This window comes from Streptomyces nojiriensis (assembly GCF_017639205.1).
GTDB classification, from domain to species: domain Bacteria; phylum Actinomycetota; class Actinomycetes; order Streptomycetales; family Streptomycetaceae; genus Streptomyces; species Streptomyces nojiriensis.
Map to the genome: position 1 here is coordinate 7050899 of NZ_CP071139.1, position 21196 is coordinate 7072094.

Here is a 21196-nt window from a genome sequence, read left to right on the forward strand (position 1 = left end):
ACGGGGTGCGGGGAGCACCAGGGGAATCGGGGTGGGGACCCGATGAACACCACACGATTAGGAGCACTGGCTCACGAGGATCCGTCGCTGCACGCCCTCGCCGAGCGGCTGCTCGCGCTGGCCGAGGCGGGGCTTCCGGCGATGTACCTGCCGGACGCCGAGACCTTCGTGTTCACCCGGGCAGGGGTCATCTCGCCCGAGGGAACTCCCGTCCTGGAGGAGCGGGGAACGAGCACCCGGTACGCGGCGATCACCGCACTGGGAGCCCGCTTCCTGCCCGAGGACCGGCAGCGCGCGCTCTTCGGCGGGCGCACCGCCGAGGAGTTCACGGGCGTGCTCGTGGAGCGGCTGCCCGGGGTGACGAACCTCGGCGACGCGGCGCTCATCGCCTGGGCCGCCGCGGAGACCGGCCATCCCAAACTGGCCGACGCGCTCGACCGGGTGGCCGCGCTGGACGTACCCGGCCGGCCGCAGCACACGGTGGAGGCGGCCTGGGTGCTCTCCGCACTCGCGGCCGCGCGCGCCGTGGTGGACGTGGAGGAGCGGCTCGCGGCGGCCCGCGTACGGCTGCTGGCGGCCAGGGTCGGCGACAGCCCGCTCTTCCCGCACGCCACCGAGCCCGGGCTGGTCCCCGGCTACCGGTCCCACGTGGCCTGTTTCGCCGACCAGACCTATCCGCTGCAGGCGCTGGCCCGGCTGCACGCGAGCGGCGACGACCCGCAGGCCCTCGCGGCCGCCGACGCCTGCGCCGCCCGTATCTGCGAACTGCAGGGCGACGGCGGACAGTGGTGGTGGCACTACGACGCCCGCGACGGCGGACTGGTGGAGGGCTACCCGGTCTACAGCGTGCACCAGCACGCGATGGCCCCGACCGCCCTGTTCGACCTGGCCGAGGCGGGTGGCACGGACTTCGGTGCGGCGATCCGCCGCGGGCTGCGCTGGATGACCGACGTGCCCGAGCTCGGGGATCCCACCGGGAACCCGCGGGAGCCGATGATCCGCGAGGACTTCGGCGTCACCTGGCGCAAGGTCTACCGGGGCGACCCGAAGAAGGCCGTCCGGGCCGCCCGCGGACTCACCACCAAGGTGGCACCGCACGCACGGCTCGCCCCGCTCGACCGGATCTTCCGCCCCGGCGCGGTGGACCGCGAGTGCCGCCCGTACGAGTTCGGCTGGATGCTCTTCGCCTGGCTCGGGGGGACCCAGAGATGACAAGACGACAGTTCCTCTTCGGGGTCCCGCTCGACCCGCTGACCATGGACGAGACCGTGCAGCGCTGCCTCGACGCGGTGCGGCGCGGAGAACAGATCGAGATCGGCATGGTCAACGCGGCCAAGCTGGTCAACATGCGGCGCGACCCCCTCCTCGCCGAGGCGGTCGCCGGCTGCGACCTGGTCCTGGCCGACGGCCAGGCCGTGGTCTGGGCCGGCCGGGTGCTGGGCGTCCGGCTGCCCGAACGGGTCGCGGGAATCGACCTGTTCATGCGGCTGCTGGCCGCCGCCGAGGTGGCGGACATCCCCGTCTACCTGCTCGGGGCCCAGGAGGACGTCCTGGAGATGATGCTCGGGCAGATCTCCGAGCGCTTCCCGGAGCTGCGGGTGGCCGGCAGCCGCAACGGCTACTTCGGCGACGGCGACCAGGAGGCGATCGCCGACGCCATCGCCGAGAGCGAGGCGCGGCTGCTGTTCCTCGGCATGACCTCGCCCAAGAAGGAGATCTTCACCGCCGGCTACGGCAAGCGCACCGGCGCGCACGTCGTCCACGGCGTCGGCGGCTCCTTCGACATCCTCGCCGGCATCACCAAGCGGGCCCCGCTGGTCTGGCAGCGGATGGGACTCGAGTGGTTCTACCGCACCCTCCAGGAACCGCGCCGTCTGGGCAAGCGCTACCTCACCACCAATGCTGCCTTCCTGCTCATGACGGTCCGGGAACTCATCCACCGCACACCGTCCGCCGGTTCCGCTTCCGCGAACAGGAGTTACTGATGCGCGTCGTCGTCGTGGGACAGGGATACGTCGGACTCCCCCTGGCCATCCGGGCCGCCGAGGTCGGACACCAGGTGATCGGGTACGACGTGGACACCCGGCGGGTCAAGAGCCTCGCCGCCGGTGAGTCGTACGTGGAGGACGTCTCCTCCGAACGGCTGGCCCGCGCGCTGGCGCGCGGCACCTACCGCCCCAGCGAACTGGCCCGGGACTGCGGCGGCTTCGACGTCGCCGTCGTCACGGTCCCGACCCCCTTACAGGACGGAGCCCCGGACCTGCGCTACATCGAGGAGTCGGCGCACACCCTGGCCCGCTTCCTGCGCCCGGGTGCCACCGTCATCCTGGAGTCCACCACCTACCCGGGCACCACCGAGGAGCTGTTCGCGCCCATCCTGGAGGACGGCTCCGGGCTCACCGCGGGCGCGGACTTCCACCTGGGCTACAGCCCCGAGCGCATCGACCCCGGCAACACCGTCTGGGGCTTCCAGCAGACCCCCAAGGTGGTCTCCGGCGTCGACGCCCGCTCGCTGAAGGCCGTCGAGTCCTTCTACGGGGACCTCGTCGACACCACCGTGCCGGTGCGCTCCCCCAAGGAGGCCGAGCTGGCCAAACTGCTGGAGAACACCTTCCGCCACGTGAACATCGCCCTCGTCAACGAGATCGCGATGTTCGCCCGCCACCTGGACATCGACGTCTGGCAGGCCATCGAGGCGGCGTCCAGCAAGCCCTTCGGCTTCATGAAGTTCACCCCCGGGCCGGGCGTCGGCGGGCACTGCCTGCCGATCGACCCCTCGTACCTCAACTGGCGGGTGCAGCGCGAACTCGGCCAGAACTTCCGCTTCGTCGAACTCGCCAACGACATCAACAACCACATGCCCGAGTACGTGACGCGCCGCGTGATCGACGCGCTCAACGCCAAGCGCCGCTCGGTCAACGGCTCCAAGGTCCTGCTGCTGGGGCTCGCGTACAAGAAGAACACCGGCGACGCCCGGGAGTCGCCCGCGGTCCGGATCGCCCAGCTGCTCCTCGACATGGGGGCCAAGGTCCGCGCGGCCGACCCCCACGTGGTGGAGAGCATCAAGGTCGACGCCCGCCTCGTGCGGGTCGAGCCGACCCGCAAGGAGCTGGCTGCCGCCGACGTGGTGGTCCTGCTCACCGACCACGACTCCTTCGACTACCAGATGGTCACCGAGCACGCCTCCTTCGTCCTCGACTGCCGCAACCGGGTCTCCGGACCCACCGTGGAGGTGCTCTGACCCCGTGACCAGGATCGTCTGCGTGGCCGGGGCCCGGCCCAACTACATGAAGATCAAACCGGTGATGGACGCACTGGAGCGCCGCGGCGCCGAGGTGATCCTCGTCCACACCGGGCAGCACTACGACGAGTCGATGAACGACGTGTTCTTCCGCGACCTCGGCATCCGCCCGCCCGACCGCTACCTGGGCGCCGGATCCGGCAGCCACGCCCAGCAGACCGGGCGGGTGATGGCCGCCTTCGAGCCGCTGATCGACGAACTCGCCCCGGACGCCGTCGTGGTGGTCGGGGACATCAACTCCACCCTCGCCTGCGCCCTCGTCACCGCGAAGGCCGGCCCCCTGCTGGCCCACGTGGAGGCCGGGCTGCGCAGCCGTGACTGGAGCATGCCCGAGGAGGTCAACCGGGTCGCCACCGACCGGCTCAGCGACTACCTGCTGGCGCCCTCGCCCGACGCCGCCGTGAACCTGCGGGCGGAGGGCTACCGGGAGGACCAGATCCACGTCGTCGGCAACGTCATGATCGACACCCTCCTCGCCAACCTGGACCGGGCCCGCGGGTCGGACGTCCTGGACCGGTACGGGCTCACCCGCGGCGGCTACGGCCTGGTCACCCTGCACCGGCCGGCCAACGTGGACGACCCCGGCGCGCTGCGCGGCCTGCTGAAGGCCCTGGGCGAGATCGCCGACCGCTGTCCGCTGCTGCTGCCCGTGCACCCGCGGGCCGCCGAGCGACTGGCCGAACTGGGCGTGCCCGGCGGGATCCGGCTGGTCCCGGCCGCCGGGTACCTCGACTTCATCGCCCTGCAGGACTCCGCCCGCGTGGTGCTCACAGACTCCGGGGGCATCCAGGAGGAGACCACCGCCCTGGGGGTGCCCTGCGTGACCCTGCGGGAGAACACCGAGCGCCCCATCACCGTCGAGGAGGGGACGAACGTGCTGGCGGGCACGGACCCGGAGCGCATCACGGCCACCGTGCACCGGGTCCTCGACGATCCGCCCGCGCCGCGCTGCCCCGCACTCTGGGACGGCCGGGCGAGCGAGCGCATCGCCGCGGTCCTGCTCGACGGACCGCCCGCGCACACCCGGCCGCGCCCCACCGACCTCGTGCCGGGCGGGACGCCCACCGATCCACAGCACGTGCTGTAAACGCAATTCGAAGGGGAAGACCATGGATCTCGCGGAGATCTGGCGGGTCATGCGCAGACGCTGGTACGTGCTGCTGCCCGGACTGCTGATCACGGCGGCGCTCACCGCCGCCGTGTACCTGCTGGTTCCGGTGGAGTACCGCTCGCAGAGCACGGTGACCCTGCTGAACTCGAAGAAGGCCACGGTGGCCTTCGACGGCAACCCCTTCCTGAGCACGCAGGCCTCGCTCACCGGCATGGCCGACGGCCTGGCCCGCAACCTCAACTCCGACGACGCCAAGGCCGACCTCAAGTCCCTGGGCGTCACCGGAGTGCACGAGGCGAAGATCGCGGACAACGCGCTCGGCCCCTACATGTGGCTGAGCGTCGTCGGGACCGACCGGGCCGCCGTGCTGAAGTCGGACGAGATCCTCACCAAGTACGCCGAGAAGCGGCTGCTGGAGTTCCAGACCCAGCAGTCGGTGACCCCCGACGCCATGATCCGGATGGCCACGATCGTGCCTCCCCAGAAGCCGGAGGCACAGACCAAGGCCAGGCTCCAGTTCCTGATCATGGCGGGCGCGCTGGGCTTCGTACTCAGCCTGGTGGCCACCTTCTTCGTGGAGGCCCGAAAGCGCCGGGGGGCGTCGCCCGGCAAGCACCGGCCCGCCCCCGGCGAGGGCGGCGACAGCGGCGAGGGAGCCGACGCCGGTGACCCGACGGCCACCCTGCGGATGACCGCCGCCCACCCGGCCGGCTCCGTCGCCGCCGGCTCCCGTACGGCCGGATCACCGTGACCGGCCCCGCGGCGGACACCGCGAGCACCACCCCGGCGGCGGCACCCTCGCTGGGGCGCAAGGTCGGCTCCGCCGCCAAGTGGAGCCTGATCAACACCGTGGTCATGCGCCTCGGCAACTTCGCCACCGGCATCGTCCTGGCCCGCTTCTTCCTCGGCCCCGAGGCCTGGGGCGTGTACGGGATCGCCCAGACGGTCCTGCTGGTCCTCCTCTCCGCCAACGAACTCGGCGTCTCGCTGGCGATCGTGCGCTGGGAGGGCGACCCCCGCCGCTTCGCCCCGACCGTCCTCACCCTCAGCGCCGCCTCCAGCTGCCTGCTGTACGCCGTACTGTTCGCGGTCGCCCCCGCGGTGGCCGGGGTGCTCGGATCGCCCGAGGCCTCCGGCGTCCTGCGGGTGATGTGCCTGTGCGTGGTCCTCGACGGACTCTCCCAGGTTCCCGCCGGCTTCCTCACCCGGGAGTTCGCGCAGGGCCGGCGGATGGCCGTCGACGGGCTCAACTTCGTCCTCAGCACCGCGGTGACCCTGCTCCTCGCCGTCGACGGCTGGGGCGCCATGAGCTTCGCCTGGGGCTCCGTCGTGGGCAACGTGGCCGCGCTCATCGGCTGCTGCCTCGCCGCGCCCGGCACCCTGAAGTTCGGCTGGGACCGGGAACAGGCCCGGGCCCTGCTGAAGTTCGGACTGCCGCTCGCCGGGGCCAGCATGCTCGCCCTCGGCGTGGTCAACGTGGACACCATGGTGGTGGGCTCGGCCCTGGACCCCCTCGCCCTGGGCTTCTACGTGCTCGCCTTCAACATCTCCGGCTGGCCCGTGCGCATCATCTCCGAAGCGGCCCGCCGCGTCTCCTTCGCGGGCTTCTCCCGGCTCGCCGACACGCCGCAGGCACTGGCCGCCGGATTCGCCCGCGCCCTCGGCGTCGTGATGGCCGGCACCGTCCCGATCTGCGTCCTGCTCGCCGCGCTCGCCGCCCCCGTCGTGGAGCTCGTCTACGGCGAACGCTGGCTGCCGGCCGCCCGGGCCCTGCCCTGGCTGATGGCACTCGGCATGGTCCGCATCGGCTGCGAACTCGCCTACGACTGCCTGGTGGCCATCGGCCGGCGCAGCTCGCTCATCGGCGTCCAGGCACTCTGGCTGGTCATCCTGATCCCGGCCCTCGTGATCGGCGCCCGCACCGGCGGGATCGTCGGAGTGGCCCAGGGCCACGTCCTGGTCGCCGGGGCCGTCGTGGTCCCGGTGTTCCTCCTCGCCCTGCACCGCGGGGGCATCCGCGTGGGCACCCTCGCCCGCGCCTGTGCCTGGCCGCTGCTCGGCGGCGTGGTGATGGCCGCCGTACTCCTCCTCCTGGAGCGGTACCTGGGCGACAGCGTGCTCGCGCTGCTGGCGACCGGAGCCGCCGGCGCCCTGTGCTACGTCCTGTGCGTCCTGCCCGGCCGCGCCTTACTCAAAGGGTAGACAGCTGTGACACAGCACCGAAGGCGCCTGACGGCGTGGCTGCTCGCCGGAGTGGTGCTCGCCGTCGTCCTCACCCTCTACCAGGCCGACCGCACCGGCGTGAGCGAGCACGCGGCGGCCCCCGGCGCCACCGCGAGTGCCACACCCGCCGCCACGGAGCCACCCGCCCCCTCGGCCTCGCCGACCACCTCCGCCCCGCCCTCCCCGACCACCTCGCCGGGGACGGGCGAACCCTCGCCCACCGCCCCCACCCCCGCCTGCACCTCGCCCGGCACCTGCGGATTCCCCGACGCGAGCACCACCGGACCGCGGATCGAGCTGGAGCGGCACGACACCGGGAACATGTCCGTCAAGCAGGACGGCACGGTCATCAAGGGCTGGGACATCCGCGGCTCCCTCGACATCTACGCCAACGACGTCACCGTCATCGACAGCAAGATCACCTCGACCAACTGGTGGGGCATCAACCTGCGCCCCGGTTTCGGCGGACTGAAGGTCCTGCACACCGCGATCACCGCCGTGCCCGGCAAGGGCCCCGACAACGGCGGGGTCAACTACGCGGTCTCCAACATGGGCGGCAGCTCGATCGAGGTCGGCTGGTGCGACATCTCGGTGTTCGGCAACGCCCTCTCCATGGGGCAGGGCGACCTGCACGACAACTACGTCCACGACCTCGTCGCCTTCCGCAACCAGGGCGGCGAATGGCAGCACACCGACGCCGTCATCAGCGGCGGCGGCAACAAGGGCCGGCTGACCGTCCGGCGCAACACCCTGCTGAACCCCACCGCGGTGGACCGGGGCGCCACCGCGGCCGTGGGCCTGTTCGCCGACACCGGAGTGGTCTCCTCCGTCGTCGTCGACGGCAACTGGCTGGCCGGGGGAGCGTACGCCCTCTACGGCGGCGGCCCGGGCGCCACCGGCATCCAGGTCACGAACAACGTCTTCTCCACCCAGTACCACCCGGCCGCCGGGGCCTACGGCGCCGCCACCGCCTGGAACGCGGGCGGCGCGGGGAACGTGTGGAAGGGCAACCGCATGTCCGACGGCAGACCCGTCGAACCCCCACCCGCCTCCTGACCACCGAGAGGACCGACAGGACATGATGCGCCGGATCGCGCGCGCCCCCTGGGAACAGCTCAAACGGACCTTCGGCTGGCTGGTGCTCTTCGAAGCCAGGAACAAGGTCCTGCTGGCCCCCTCCGCCGTGCGGCTGCGACGCTTCGAGGACGCCGAGACCCGGCGCCTGGCCGCCGGCCTGGGCGAGCCCCCGGCCGCCCTGGTCGCCACCGTCGTCCCCACCCACCGGCGGCCCGAGGCACTGCGCGCGGCGGTCCGCTCCGCGCTCGGCCAGACGGTCACCGACCAGGTCGTCATCGTCGTCGACGACGGCGCGGGCCTGCCCGAACTCCCCGACGACCCTCGGCTGTTCGCGGTCTCCCTGGCCCGCAACACGGCGACCGCCGGAGTCGTGCGCAACGTGGGCATCCGGCTGACCCGATCGCGCTACGTGGCCTTCCTCGACGACGACAACCTCTGGGAGCCCGACCACCTGGAGCAGGCCCTGGCCACGCTGGAGGCACCCGACGGGCCCGACGCCGTCTACACCGCACTGCGCAGGGTGCTGCCCGACGGCACCGACCGGGACGTCCTCTCGGTGCCCTTCGACCGCCGCCGCGCCGCCCACGAGGCCTTCCTGGACACCAACGCCTTCGTGGCGCGGCGCAACCGGTCCCTGTACTTCAGCCGGCTGCGCCGCACCCCCGAGGTGCTGCCCCGCGAGGACTGGGAGCTGATCCGCCGCTACGGCCGCCGCCACGAGGTACGCCACCTGCCCCGGGCGACCGTCCGCTACCTGGTCAACCCGGACAGCTTCTGGACCAGCTGGGACGAAGCGGCAGGCTAGCCCTCCCCGTACGTGATGCCGTGCCGCCCGGCGAGGGGATCTGGAGCACCCGCGGCGGGCCGGGACCGGGGCGCCAGACGTCGGCGGTCGCGCGGAGGGCCGAGACCTCCCGGGGGCACGCTGGCCGTCGCGCCGGACGCGTGGGCATCGACCGCCTCGAAGTAGGCGGGTGTGGACACGACGAACACGCCCTGGTCGCGGACGCGCCGGGCGAGGCGTCCGGATGCCGGGTCCTGCGGGGCGAGCCCGTCCCCCCCCGCGTCGAGCGCGGTGACCGCGTGCGCGACGACCCGGAGTCCGGCCGCACGGGCGGCGGCGCGGGCCGGGCATCGAGCTCCGCTACCGCCGGATGACCGGCGACCCCGGCGCGCTCGTCTTCGCGGACGGCAGTCCGCGCGCCGTCGTCGTGGTGGACCTGACCCCCGAAGGGGACCGGATCTCCGGTGTCTTCTCGGTCACCAACCCCGACAAGCCCACCGGAATCCGGCCGCCGGCCCCCTGAATCGCCCGGGAGGGAGTCACGGCCCGGGCGTGGCCCGCAGCGCCGACGGGCTGACCAGGGCCTTCGCGGCCGCCAGGCTCGCGGGCCGGCCGAGCACCGCGCGGGAGGTCTCCCGCAGCAGCACGGCCGCCCGGAACGCGGCGGTCGCCGCCGCCCCGTTCCGGCGCCCGTAGAGCCGGACCCGGTTGAGCGTCAGCAGGGTCCACAACCGGGGCGACACCTGCGAGTCCCCGCCCAGATGGGTGGCCGTGGCCGCGGGCTCCAGCCGGGTGACGAAGCCCAGGTCCCGGGCCCGCAGGCAGTACTCGGTCTCCTCCGAGTACAGGAAGAAGGACTCGTCCCAGTCCCCGCACGCCTCCAGACACTCCCCGGACAGAGCCATCAGCGCCCCCGTCGCCCAGTCCGCGACCGTCGCCCGCTCGTACGCGGACGGATCGGTGACCATCTCGCTCCAGCGCGGGAACCGCCCGGCCCGCCGATTGCCCAGTACCGCCTCGCCGAGCGCCCGGGTCACCTGCGACTCGCGGCGCAGCGAGAGCAGCAGCGTACGGCCGTCCTCCTCGTACAGCAGGGGGACGCTGATCCCGACCCGGCCGCCGCCGGGCGCATCGGTGCCCAGCGCGTCCACGAGGACCTTGGCGCAGCCCTGCCCCATCCGGACGTCCGGATTGCACACCAGGGCCGCCCGGAAGCCGCCCTCCCACGCGGCCGCGGCCGCGAGGGCGGCGTTCACCCCGGCCGCGTAGCCGGCGTTGCGGCCGGTCTGGACGACCGTCGCGTCCGGCGCCAGGGAGCGGATCAGCTCCACGGTGCCGTCGGCCGAGTCGTTGTCGGCGACGACCAGGCGCCAGTCGAGCCCGGCCATGCCCGCGGGCAGCGAGGCGAGGAACTCCGGGAGCACCCCGGCACTGTTCCAGGTGACGACGAGGACCGCTACCGGGCCGGCACCCGGCTCCGGTCGGCGGGCGGCTGGCTGGATGGACTGCATGGGGACTCCACGGTTGCGGGCTCCGGCGCCGTACGCCGGATGAACCCGAGGTAGCTGCCTCCGGCGGCGATCGTCAGGAAGAACACCCCGGCGAACATCGGGAAGCTGAGGGCGTCGAAAGTGGCGGCGATGACGAGGGAGACCAGCGCGGACGCGAAGAACGCCTGCCCCAGTTCCCGGTCGGACTCGGTGCGGGCCAGCCTGCGGATGGCACCGCCCTGGTGGATTCCGGTGAACAGCAGGACCAGGAGCGCGATCAGCCCCACGAGGCCCATCTCCGCCAGGGTGAGCATGTACTGGTTGTCGGTGAAGAAGAACAGTTCGGGCAGGAAGGTCCCGAAGCCCCGTCCGAACAGCGGCCGTTCGGTGAGGTAGGGGACGATCGCGCTGTACTTGACGGTACGGGCCTGGGTGCTGCTGTCGGAGTTCGTCACGAACGAGGCGAAGAGCGCCGTGATGGTGCCGATCAGCCCCGGGATGATCACCTTGAAGCAGGCCACCGAGCCCATCAGCAGACCGATCGCCGCCCACCGCCGCTCCGGCTTCCAGCGCAGCACCATCACGAGGATCACGATGAGCGCCCCGATGATGGAGGTCCGCGACACCGTCAGCGGCAGCGCGCCGCCCATCAGCACCACGGGCCCCCAGCGCCGCCAGGCGCGCAGGTGCCGGCGTACCGGATCGAAGGCCTGCTGCACCGCGAAGGGCAGCAGGATGGCCAGCATCCCGCCGAACTCCAGGGGCTGTGCCGTGGTGGACCGCGGCCGGGTGAAGGAACCCCGGTCCAGGGTCGTGATCTGGGCGACGCTGGACTGCAGGCCCGGGATGCTGATGCTGTCGGCGATGTTCGTCGCGGTGAAGAAGTCGTAGAAGCCGATGGCGGCCACCACCGCCCCCATCACCACGGCCCGGCGCAGCAGCACGTCCAGGCGCTCACGGTCCTGGATCCCCGCGGAGACCAGCACCACCAGGGACACCCAGACGAGCAGCCCGATCAGCCCGCGGTCCGCGGCCAGGATCTCCTTGTGCGAGCTGCCGCGCATCGCGTTCGCGAGGTACGAGCCCAGCACCGAGAAGGCCAGCAGGCACATCACCACCCGCGGCAGCCGGGTACCGGGGGCGGGCCGGATCCGGCCGGTGATCCAGGCCGCCAGGTACCAGAACAGGCACAGCAGCGCGAACACGTTGGCCGGGGTGCCCACGCCGCCCATACCGGGCAGGGTCAGGTTCGAGGGGATGAAGAAGGCCAGCGCCAGATAGCAGCTCAGCAGGGCCGTCGCGTCCAGCTGCCGCCCCCACGGCTTGCGGCGCCCGCGCCCCCGGGCCGGGGCGGCCCCGGCCGCCCGCCTGCGCCGCAGCGCCGCCAGCAGGCTGTCCGTGAGGAAGGAGAAGGCGAAGGCGGACGTGGTGCCCACGATGACGACGCCCAGCACCTGCTGGTAGCGGCTCTTCATCTGCGGCACCGGGGTCTGCGGCAGCACCACGGGGGCCGTCTGCACCATGTACGCCGGCTTGACCTTGGCCGCCGCCTGGAGCGCGTTGAGCGTCTCCCCGGCGAACGCGGTCAGCTTGTTGGTCTCCTCCAGCACGTTCTCCCGGTCGGTCCCCGTGACGGTCAGCGTGAGCATCGGACCCGAGGTGTTCGCGGCGAACCCGACCGTGTAGGGATCGGTCACCCCGATGCCCTGCAGGTCCCGCGCCGCGTCCGTCCCCGACAGCGTCCGGATCAGCACGTCCGCGGTGACCACCAGCGAACCGCCGGCGTTCGAGATGGGATTGCCGAAGGCGGGGGCCAGTTCGGCCACCGCCGTCGAGTCGAGCAGCGCCACCGAGCTCTGCGACTGGTAGGCCACCGGCACCGAACGGTACAGGTGGGCGCCCGCGAGCAGACTGATGAGCGTCAGCGGCACCATCACGTACCAGCGGCGCCGGAGCACCGCGAGGATCTCACCGATGCTCATGAACACCCCCCGAGCACACCGCAATTGATGGCGGACCTACCCGTGTCCTGGAAAGATCGGTCACAACGGAAGGAATCCCTGTGTCGCCTGGTGAGTTGATCCGTGCGCTGCGTCGGCGCTGGTACGTCCTGGTCGTGGCGGCGGTGCTCGCGGCCGCCGGAGCCGTGCAAGTGCTGCACCCCACACAGACGTACCTGAGTACGGCGATCGTCGTGCTCAAGCCGCCGGTGACGGACAACCAGCCCAACCAGCTGGCCAATCTGCAACCGCCGCTCGCCGCCGTCTCCTACGCCGCGATCCAGCAGCTGGACTCGCCCGAAGGGGCCGAGGAGCTGCGCGTCGCGGGCGTGCGCGGCACGTACCGGCTGATCCCGCGGAACAGCGGGACCAGCGTCACCCCCCGCTATCTGATCCCCTCGCTCCAGATCCAGGCCGAGCAGGCCGAACCGGCCGCCGCCGACACGGCGGTCCGGAAGATCATCGAGATCTACACGAAGCACCTGACGGACATGCAGACGCAGCAGGGGGTCCCGGACTCCGCGCGGATGAGCGTGACGCTCCTGGTGCCGCCCACCGCGGCGGTGCAGACCGGCAACAAGAGCCGGGGCCTCGCCGGGGCGGCCCTGCTGGGCGGGGTCGGCGGTGTGGTGGTGGCCCTGTGGACCGACCGGCTCCTGACACGCCGGAGCCGGCGCCGGCAGCGGCACGAGGCCGCCGCCGACGCCGGTCCGGTGGTCCGGGCCGAGGAGCCCGAGCGGGCCGCCCTCGCCGGGGCGACCCGCTGAACACGGCGTTCGAGTCATCAAATCCCTCGACGCTTCCAGGACCGCCACCACAGCCACTCGCGCCCCCGGTCGGCCACGGCCGAGAGCACGAGCGGCTGGAGGTACGGCATGGTGCGCGCCCCGATGCGCCGGCGCCTGAGCAGCGCCCGGTACTCGCCCAGTTTCGTGTACTCCCCGGGCAGGCACTCGGCCGCGAACTCCACGAGCTCGTCGACCGGAACCACCGCGGTGCGTCCCCGGTCGTACGCCCGGTAGGCGCGCCGCAGCGCGTACCGGGCGAGCCGGGTGCGCGCCGCCAGCGCCAGCCGGTCGGACCCCGGCAGCAGCCCGGAGCACTTGTCGAGCACCGAGTCGAAGGCGACGAGGCGCTGGCGCAGGTCGTCGAGCTGGCCGCCGAAGTCCGTGGTGGACATGTTGTTGCCGTGGACCCGGTAGAAGGCCTGGTCGGCCCCGCGGATGTAGCCCACGTCGGCGTGCGCCGCGAGCCGCATCCACATCTCGATGTCGCCGGCGTGCGGCAGCTCCGGATCGTAGCCCCCGACCTTGCGCTGGAGACTGGTGCGGACCACCACCTCGGGTGAGGTGATGCACCCGGTGCCCTCCCGGAACCGCCGGTCCAGCCACCACCGTCCGGGGTAGACGACCGATCCGGTGCTGCGGGTGCGGGCCGCGGGCAGCGGGCCGCCGTGCCGGAAGCGCAGCGGCCTGCCGTAGCAGAAGCCCGCCTCCGGATGTGCGTCGAGCAGGGCCGCCGCGCGCACCAGGGCCCCGGGGACCAGCCGGTCGTCCGCCGACAGCAGGGCGACGTAGTCCCCGTCGGCCCACTCCAGCAGGCCCTCGTTGTAGGTGGCGATGTGGCCCTTGTTGCTCTCGTGGACCCGTACCTCGATCCGCGGGTCGGCGGCCGCCAGCGCGCGGGCGACCTCCGCGGAGTCGTCGGGCGAGGCGTCGTCGATGATCAGCACCCGTACGTCGACGCCCTCCTGCTCGTCCAGCACGCTCTTGACGCAGTCCGCCAGGAAGTGGCCGTACTTGTAGCAGGGGATCACCACGCTGACCGTGCTCACTGCCCGCTCACCTCCGTGGACAGCCCGGACTGCGCGGCGGCCGGCGCGGTGGTGGTGAAGATCGGGCCGACCCAGTAGTTCACCGAGCCGAAGGTGTTCGTCGGGAAGGCGGTGGCCGCCCCGTACCTGTAGAGCCCGTTGGCGCTGCCGGCCGTGTCGGCCGGGGCCACCAGCGGATAGGAGCGGTGCGCGCCGGCGAAGTAGCCGCCGTCCACCGAGTAGTTGCCGTTCGGCGCGTGGTAGGAGGCCACGTACGTGGTGCCCGCCGTGATCTGTACCGGCGTGGCGAACTGCAGCTGCTGCCAGCCGGACACGGTCTCGCTGCCGAAGGTGCCGGTGGCGAGCAGGGTGCCGGACGCGGACCACAGGCTGCCGGTGTGCGTACCGGTGTTGCCGGGGCCCTTGTAGAAGGTGACGCCGGTGACGTAGCCGTTCACCGCGGACTGGAAACGGGTGCCCAGTTCCACGGAGTTGGCGTCGTCACCCACGTTGGCGGTGGTCGGCGTCGTGGCGGCGGTCCACAGGGTGCAGGGGCAGTTCACGGTCGGCGGGCTCGCGCTCGTGGTGAAGTTCCACGTGACCGGCGCGGCCATCGTGTTGCCCCACAGGTCGGCGGCCTGGACGGACGCCGTGTAGGTGGAGTTCAGGGCCAGTTCCGAGGACGGGGTGAAGGTCGCGCTGTTCGACGCGCCCAGCACCTTGGTGCCCGGGACGGCAGCGCCGCCGGAGTCCTTCACGGAGAACACCAGGCTGTCCGCGTCGATGGCGTTGCTGAAGGTGGCCGACACCGCCGCCGTGATCTGGGTGCCGGTCGCCGCGGACTGCGGCGAGGTCGTGGTGACGGTGGGCGGGGTCGTGCTCGCGGTGGAGGTGTCCAGGACCGCGTCCACCCAGTAGTTGCTGCCGGACGAGGCGGTGGACGGGAACCCGCCCGTGCCGCTGTAGCGGTAGACGCCGTTGCCGCCGTCGGTGCCGCTCTTCAGCGCGGTGAGCGGGGCCAGGCCCGCGTCGCCCGCAGCGAAGGTGTTGTCGAAGGAGTAGCCGCCGTGCGGGGCGAAGTAGGAGGCGACGTACGTGGTGTTGGCCTTGACCGGGACCGGCGTGGCGAAGTTCAGCTGCTGCCAGCCGGAGGCCGTCTCGTTGGTGAAGGTACCGGTGGCCAGGCGCTGGCCGGTGCTGCTCCAGAGGCTGCCGGTGTGGGTACCGGTGTTGGCGGGGGACTTGTAGAAGCGGACGCCGGTGATCGAACCGGCCACCGAGGAACGGATCTTCACGCCGAGCTCGACGGCGCTGCCGTCACCGGCGTTGACGGTGCCCGGCACGGCCGCGGCGGGCCACACGGTGCAGGGGCACTGCTGGGGCCCCACCGTCAGCGGCACCGTGGTGGTGGCGCCGATGTTGACGCTGTCGTCCACCGCGCGCACCTTGATCTGGGCGGTGCCCGGAGTGGTCGGGGTCCACTTGTAGCTCCAGGACCCGAGGCCCGTGGTGGCCTTCCAGGTCGTGCCGCCGTCGGTGGACACCTCCACCCGGGCGACCACGCCGCCGCCGGTGTCGGCGGCCGTGCCCGTGATGGTCACCGGCCGCAGCGCCGGCACGGTGGCGTTCGCCGCCGGGCTGGTCACGGTCACGGCCGGGCCCACGGCGTCCGTGGAGGCGGTGGAGGCGACCAGGTCGCTCTGCAGGGACCTGGGCTGGACGCCCATGTCGGCGAAGACGTTCACCGTGGCCTGCTGCATCCGCTTGTCCGCGGTGATCACGGCGTCGTCCGGGTTGCCCGTGGGCATGTTGGTCAGGCCCCAGGACCACTGCACCGTGCCCGCGCCGAACACCAGCGCGTGCGAGGTCTGGTCGCGGAAGGCGACCAGGCTGTGCGTGGCGGTGCCGTTGCCGTAGGTGTTGCCGTAGTCCTTGAGGAGCTTGCCGTCCTCGATGTCCACCGTGGTGGAGGACATCGTGATCTGCCCGGCCGGGCGGCTGGCGTTCTCCACGTCGCTGTCCCACTCGTAGCCGAGCGTGCCGGTGGGGAACGTGGCGGTCTGCGAGGGGGTGAGGTTCGCGACCGTGGTGTTGCGCCACAGCCGCTGCTTGGCGAAGGTGCCGGGCACCGTGATCGCGTCGCTGCGGTAGCCGTTGACGCTGAACATCGAGCCGGTCAGCTGGTTCTGCGGCTGGAAGGGCCGGCCGTTCGCGGCGCTGGCCGGGTCCATGAAGGTGCCCGTCCAGATCCCGCTCGGGTCGGGGATGCCGTTCGGCTGGGGGAAGGACAGCTTGGTCTCCTTGTACGAGACCAGGGTCCGGTTGGCGGTGTTGGCACCGTCGATGCTCGGCGCCAGGCGGGTCTTCCAGAAGACCTCGTTGCCGCTGAAGTACGTCTGGTGGACCCCGGCCCGGCGCGCGTTCAGCGCGTTGGTGAACTGCTCCTGGGTCCAGTACTCGTCGTGCCCGGAGGACAGGAAGACCTTGTGGTTCTGCAGCAGGGTCCCGCCGCGCACCGACATGTCGATCCCGGACATGTAGCTCACGTCGTAGCCGTTGCGCTCCAGCCAGGCGACCATCTGGAACTCGGACCCGTAGATCCCGTTGTCCCCGCCGATGTCCATGGGCCGGTTGTAGCTGACCTCGTACGCCCGCCCGTCCGGGGCGGGGCCGCCGCCGTCGTACAGGTCCTGGCCGCCGTAGTTGTTGTACGCCTGCCAGGTCTGGTCGCTGGTCTGCACGACGATGTCGGAGTGGCCGGAGTCGTTGCGGACGACGAACGGGTACGGCATCACACCGTTGCCGTCCGCCTGGTCGAAGTTGACGACGTAGAGCCCGGACACGGCGTCGGCCGGCACGGTCCACGTCGCGGTGACGGGCCAGTTCCCGCAGTCGACCAGGCCGGTGGCGGCCTTCTTGGCGCAGGCCGCCGGGTTACCGCCCGGCACGAAGTTCGCCGGGTACGTCTGGGCCGCCTGGGCCGCGGTCGACATCAGGCGCGCGCCGGTGCCCCCGTAGTGGCCGAGGCGGTAGACCGAGACCTTGTACGCGGTCGGCGACTGGATCTTGAACTGCACGGTCTCGCCGGCCTGGACGCTCGTCTGGGCCGGGAAACCCTTGATGTCGCCGTACGCGCTGGGTGCGAACCAGTCCTCCATCGGCGTGCCGGGCTTGGAGTTCTCGCACACGATCGCGTTCGTGGTGGGACCGCAGGGATCGACCGCACCGGCCACCACCGCCGGTGGCAGGACCGTGGCCATCAAGGCCGCGATCACGGTGAAGAGACCGTAACGGAGCAACCTTGTCCGTCTGTTCATCTGGACCTCATTGTTTGCGTGAGCGCGGGGTCAGCGCAGGGCGTTGCGGAGCGTTTCCACGACCCGCTGCTGCTGGTCAGCGGTGATCTGTGGGAAGAGGGGGAGCGAGAGCATCCGGTCCGCCGCCTGTTCGGCGTGCGGGAAGTCGCCCCGGTCGTGGCCGAGATGACCGAAGGCCGGGGTCAGGTGGACCGGCGCCGGGTAGTGCACACCCGCGCCGATGCCCTCCGCGTTGAGCTTGCCGACGACGGCGTCGCGGTCCGCTCCGGTGACCCGTACGACGTACAGGTGCCACACGTGGACGTTGCCCCCGGCCGTAGCCGGCAGGGTGAGCCGCCCGGCGGCCGCGAGGTCGCCCAGCAGCTCGTCGTAGCGGGCGGCGGCGGCCCGGCGGGCCGCGTTCCCCTCGGCCAGCCGGGCCAGCTTCGCCCGCAGGACCACGGCCTGCAGGCCGTCGAGCCGGCTGTTGAACCCGGCCACGTCGTGCCGGTACTTGGCGATGCCGCCGTGGTTGGCCAGGGCCCGGACCAGGTCCGCGCTCTCCTCGTCGTCGGTCACCACCGCGCCCGCGTCGCCGTAGGCCCCCAGGTTCTTGCCCGGGTAGAAGCTGGTCGCGGCGATGCCCCCGCTGCCGGGGGAGCGGCCGTCGCGGGTCGCGCCCTGGCTCTGCGCGGCGTCCTCGACGATCTTCACGTGCGCCGGCAGCCCGGCCGCCAGCGCCGCGGTGTCCGCGCACTGCCCGTAGAGGTGGACGGGGACCACCGCGCGGGTGGCGGCGCCGACGGCCTCCAGGGCGGCCCGCGGGTCCATCAGCAGGGTGTCCGGGAGGCAGTCGACCAGCACCGGCCGGGCGCCGATCCGGGCCACGGCGCCCGCGGTGGCGATGAAGGTGTTCGTGGGCAGCACCACCTCGTCGCCGACGCCCACGCCGCTCGCGCGCAGGGCGAGTTCGAGGGCGTCGGTGCCGTTGGCGACACCCACGCAGTGCCCCACCCCCGCGAAGTCGGCGTACTCGCGCTCGAACGCGCGGACCTCCGCACCGCCGATGAAAGCGGTGTCGGCGAGCACACGGTCGAAGCCCGCCCGTAATTCCTCGGCGACCTCGGCGTGCGCCGCCTTCAGGTCGACCAGCGGTATCTGGTTCATGCGACTGTGCTCCCCATCCGTGTCTCCGGCCAACGGCCGGCCGTTTCCTCGCCATCGGCCCGCAGCTCGTCGAGCGCCGGGCCACCCGCCGCGCGCAGCCGGCGGGCGGGGCTCCCGGCCCACACCTCACCGGGCGGCACATCGGCCAGGACCGTGCTTCCCATACCGGTCAGCGACCAGGCGCCGACCGACGTGCCCTCGCGCACCAGCGCTCCCGCGCCCACGTACGCCCCGCGCCCCAGCCGCACCCCGCCGCCGAGGCGGACGCCCGAGGCGAGCGTGGCGAAGTCCCCGACCCGGTCGTCGTGGGTGAGCACCACGTGCGGCATCACCGCCACGTGGGACCCGAGCCGGACGGCGGCCGTCAGCACGCAGTGCGCGAGCAGGACCGAGCCCGCACCGAGCAGCGAGGACCCCGAGACCACCGCCGTGGGATGGACCACCGTCGCGTAGCGGCTCCCGGGCAGCCCCAGGCGCCGCACCAGCCGCGCCCGTACGGCGTAGTCGCGCGGACTGCCCACGCAGACCACCACCCGGGCCGCCGGCAGCTCGTGCACGAGGTGGCTGCCGCCCAGCACCGGCACCCCGTCGACCTCCCGGCCGTGCAGGCCCGGATCGTCGTCGAGGTGCCCGGCGAGGCGCCACCGCGGAGCACGGCCGTACGCGGCCGCCGCGGCGGCCGCGTCCAGGACCGCCTGGGCGGTCTCGCGGGCGAACCCGCCCGCGCCGACGATCAGCAGATCCTCGGTCCGCGGCGGCGGGCCGCTCATCCGCCCGCCTGTTCGCGCAGCACCGCCACCACCCGGTCCTGCTGCTCCGGCGTCATCGTGTGGAACAGCGGCAGGATCAGCGAGTCGCGGCTGATCCGCTCGGTCACCGGCAGCGGCGCCGCGCCGTGGTCCGCGTACGCGGGCTCCAGGTGCGAGGCCATGATCCCGCGCCGGGCCGAGATCCCGGCCTCGGAGAGCGCCGCGAGCAGGTCGTCCCGGCCCACGGGGAAGTCCTCGGCCGGCAGCACCCAGTACGACTGGAAGTTGCCCTGGCCGTGACCGGGGTCCCGGACCGGCCGCAGGCCGGGGATCCCGCTCAGCAGCTCCGTGTACCGGGCCGCGAGCGAGCGCCGCCGGGCCACGATCTCGTCCAGCTTGCCGAGCTGCACCAGGCCGACCGCGGCCTGGATGTCGGTCATCCGGTAGTTGTAGCCGACCTCCAGGTAGCTCTCGACGACCGGCTTGCTGCTCGCGTGGCGCTGTGCGGCGGACACGTTCATGCCGTGCTCGCGCAGCCGGCGCAGCCGCTCCGCCCACTGCGCGTCGTCCGTGGTCAGCATGCCGCCCTCGCCGGTGGTGATCACCTTGCGGGGGTGGAAGGACCAGGCGGCGAGCAGGGCGCCGTGGCCCACCGACTTGCCGCCCACCGTCGCGCCGATGCCGCAGGCCGCGTCCTCCACGAGGGCCACGTCCCAGTCGGCGCACACCGCGCGCAGCGCGTGCACGTCCGCGGGCACCCCGCCCTGGTGGACGGCGATCACCGCCTTGGTCCTCGGGGTGCGGACCGCGTCCACGGTGGCCGCGGTGAGGTTGCCGGTGGCCTCCTCGACGTCCGCGAACACCGGCCGGGCGCCCACGTAGCGCACCGCGTTGGCCGTGGCGATGAACGACAGCGAGGGGACGATCACCTCGTCGCCGGGACCGAGGTCCAGGGCGATCAGGGACAGGTGCAGGGCGGTGGTGCACGAGCTCACCGCGATCCCGTGCTCGGCGCCCACCCGCTCGGCGAAGGCCCGTTCGAACTCGGCGACCCGGGGGCCCTGGGCCACCCAGCCGGAGAGCACGGCGTCGGCGGCGGCCTTCGCCTCCTCCTCGCCCAGCCAGGGCACCATCACCGGGATCCGGGAGGTGGCGGGTGCGGCGTCCGGGGCGCTCATCGGGCCGTCTCCGCGGCAGCAGCCGCCGCGTCGGCGGCGCGCTCGGCACGCCACCACTGCACCAGGTCCCGCAGGCCGGTGCGCAGGTCGATCTCGGCGGTGAAGCCGAGCCGCTCCGCGGCCTGCGAGGTGTCCGCGAGCCGGCGGGTGACGCCGTTCACGGCGCGGGCCGGGCCGTGCTCGGGCACCAGGCCCTCGGCGCCCATCGCCTCCAGCAGGCCGTGCGCGAGCTGGAGCAGGCTGGTCTCGGTGCCGCTCGCGACGTTGAACACCTCGTCGGTCAGGTCCGACTCGGCGGCCAGCAGGTTGGCGCGCGCGATGTCCCGCACGTCGACGAAGTCCATGGTCTGCAGGCCGTCGCCGAGGATCAGCGGCGGCTCGCCCGAGGCGATCCGCTCCATCCAGCGGATCAGCACCTCGGTGTAGAGGCCGTGGATGTCCATCCGGGGCCCGTACACGTTGAAGTAGCGCAGGGCCACGTAGTCCAGCCCGTACATGGAGTGGAAGCTGCGCAGCACCCCCTCGTTGAAGGCCTTCGCCGCACCGTAGAAGGTGTCGTTGTTGTACGGGTGGTGGCGCTCGGTGGTCGGGAACTGCTCGGCCAGGCCGTAGACCGAGGCCGAGGACGAGGCGATCACCTTGCCCACCCCGGCGGCCGCGGCCGCCTCCAGCACGTTGAAGGTGCCGTCCACCATGACCTCGTTCGCCAGCCGCGGCTCCTCCGCGCACTGGGTGATCCGGATGGCGGCGAGATGGAACACCAGCTCGGCGCCCTCGGTCGCCTTGCGCACCGCGGACACGTCGCGGATGTCGCCCTCGACGAGCTCCACCACGCCGCTCGGCAGGGCGCGGGCCAGGTTGGCCGACCGCCCCCGCACGAAGTTGTCGAGCACGACGACCTCGCGTGCCCCGTTGTCCACCAGCAGGTCCACCAGGTGCGAGCCGATCGTGCCCGCTCCTCCGGTGACCAGAATCCTCTTGCCTCGTACGCTGCTCAACGCCCTGCC

General features: G+C 72.4%; 18 protein-coding genes. 10 read left to right on the plus strand and 8 right to left on the minus strand.

The window, feature by feature from the left end; genetic code table 11:
* The first annotated feature begins 42 nt into the window (after positions 1–42).
* From JYK04_RS32670 to JYK04_RS32710, 9 genes are all read left to right on the plus strand, one after another.
* Positions 43–1212 (plus strand): hypothetical protein, encoded by a 1170-nt coding sequence (locus JYK04_RS32670; RefSeq protein ID WP_189745883.1) that lies wholly within the window; start codon positions 43–45, stop codon positions 1210–1212.
* Complete coding sequence (locus JYK04_RS32675) at positions 1209–1985, plus strand: WecB/TagA/CpsF family glycosyltransferase (protein WP_189745884.1); 777 nt, start codon at positions 1209–1211, stop codon at positions 1983–1985. The genes JYK04_RS32670 and JYK04_RS32675 overlap by 4 nt, the downstream gene beginning before the upstream one ends.
* Positions 1985–3241, plus strand: a complete 1257-nt coding sequence (locus JYK04_RS32680) for a nucleotide sugar dehydrogenase (RefSeq protein ID WP_189745886.1) — start codon at positions 1985–1987, stop codon at positions 3239–3241. The genes JYK04_RS32675 and JYK04_RS32680 overlap by 1 nt, the downstream gene beginning before the upstream one ends.
* A gap of 4 nt (positions 3242–3245) precedes the next feature.
* Complete coding sequence (wecB, locus tag JYK04_RS32685) at positions 3246–4388, plus strand: non-hydrolyzing UDP-N-acetylglucosamine 2-epimerase (RefSeq protein ID WP_189745888.1); 1143 nt, start codon at positions 3246–3248, stop codon at positions 4386–4388.
* Between the two features lie 22 nt (positions 4389–4410).
* Positions 4411–5163: a YveK family protein gene (locus tag JYK04_RS32690; RefSeq protein WP_189745890.1), complete on the plus strand. Its 753-nt coding sequence runs from the start codon at positions 4411–4413 to the stop codon at positions 5161–5163.
* A complete protein-coding gene (locus tag JYK04_RS32695; RefSeq protein WP_229876778.1) occupies positions 5160–6614 on the plus strand; it encodes an oligosaccharide flippase family protein in 1455 nt (484 codons plus the stop codon). Before JYK04_RS32690 ends, JYK04_RS32695 begins: the two co-directional genes overlap by 4 nt.
* A gap of 6 nt (positions 6615–6620) precedes the next feature.
* Positions 6621–7691 (plus strand): hypothetical protein, encoded by a 1071-nt coding sequence (locus JYK04_RS32700; protein WP_189745892.1) that lies wholly within the window; start codon positions 6621–6623, stop codon positions 7689–7691.
* A gap of 22 nt (positions 7692–7713) precedes the next feature.
* A complete protein-coding gene (locus tag JYK04_RS32705; RefSeq protein ID WP_229876779.1) occupies positions 7714–8517 on the plus strand; it encodes a glycosyltransferase family 2 protein in 804 nt (267 codons plus the stop codon).
* 349 nt (positions 8518–8866) lie between these two features.
* The gene (locus JYK04_RS32710) at positions 8867–9019 is read left to right on the plus strand and encodes a hypothetical protein (RefSeq protein WP_189745893.1); all 153 of its coding nucleotides are present in this window, start codon (positions 8867–8869) and stop codon (positions 9017–9019) included.
* Positions 9020–9035: 16 nt separating this feature from the next.
* Here JYK04_RS32710 and JYK04_RS32715 read toward each other — a convergent pair whose 3' ends face one another.
* Together JYK04_RS32715 and JYK04_RS32720 are read right to left on the minus strand one after the other, a co-directional pair.
* Positions 9036–10007, minus strand: coding sequence for a glycosyltransferase (locus JYK04_RS32715; protein WP_189745895.1), 972 nt, complete (start codon positions 10005–10007; stop codon positions 9036–9038).
* Positions 9953–11968 (minus strand): O-antigen ligase family protein, encoded by a 2016-nt coding sequence (locus JYK04_RS32720; protein ID WP_189745897.1) that lies wholly within the window; start codon positions 11966–11968, stop codon positions 9953–9955. Before JYK04_RS32720 ends, JYK04_RS32715 begins: the two co-directional genes overlap by 55 nt.
* 80 nt (positions 11969–12048) lie before the next feature.
* Between JYK04_RS32720 and JYK04_RS32725 the strand changes: the two genes are divergently transcribed.
* Complete coding sequence (locus JYK04_RS32725) at positions 12049–12753, plus strand: Wzz/FepE/Etk N-terminal domain-containing protein (RefSeq protein ID WP_189745899.1); 705 nt, start codon at positions 12049–12051, stop codon at positions 12751–12753.
* 17 nt (positions 12754–12770) lie between these two features.
* Here JYK04_RS32725 and JYK04_RS32730 read toward each other — a convergent pair whose 3' ends face one another.
* Genes JYK04_RS32730 through JYK04_RS32755 form a run of 6 tightly spaced genes read right to left on the minus strand, consistent with a single transcriptional unit; the run spans position 12771 to position 21187 of the window.
* Complete coding sequence (locus tag JYK04_RS32730) at positions 12771–13820, minus strand: glycosyltransferase (protein ID WP_189745901.1); 1050 nt, start codon at positions 13818–13820, stop codon at positions 12771–12773.
* Positions 13817–17116 (minus strand): DUF4082 domain-containing protein, encoded by a 3300-nt coding sequence (locus JYK04_RS32735; protein WP_189745903.1) that lies wholly within the window; start codon positions 17114–17116, stop codon positions 13817–13819. The genes JYK04_RS32730 and JYK04_RS32735 overlap by 4 nt, the downstream gene beginning before the upstream one ends.
* Before the next feature lie 30 nt (positions 17117–17146).
* Entirely contained in the window at positions 17147–18262 is a 1116-nt protein-coding gene (locus JYK04_RS32740) for a DegT/DnrJ/EryC1/StrS family aminotransferase (protein WP_189745905.1), read from the minus strand.
* Positions 18259–19032, minus strand: a complete 774-nt coding sequence (locus JYK04_RS32745; RefSeq protein WP_189745907.1) for a NeuD/PglB/VioB family sugar acetyltransferase — start codon at positions 19030–19032, stop codon at positions 18259–18261. Before JYK04_RS32745 ends, JYK04_RS32740 begins: the two co-directional genes overlap by 4 nt.
* Positions 19029–20189: a DegT/DnrJ/EryC1/StrS family aminotransferase gene (locus JYK04_RS32750; protein ID WP_202185927.1), complete on the minus strand. Its 1161-nt coding sequence runs from the start codon at positions 20187–20189 to the stop codon at positions 19029–19031. The genes JYK04_RS32745 and JYK04_RS32750 overlap by 4 nt, the downstream gene beginning before the upstream one ends.
* Entirely contained in the window at positions 20186–21187 is a 1002-nt protein-coding gene (locus JYK04_RS32755; protein ID WP_229876780.1) for an NAD-dependent epimerase/dehydratase family protein, read from the minus strand. Before JYK04_RS32755 ends, JYK04_RS32750 begins: the two co-directional genes overlap by 4 nt.
* Positions 21188–21196: the final 9 nt, after the last annotated feature.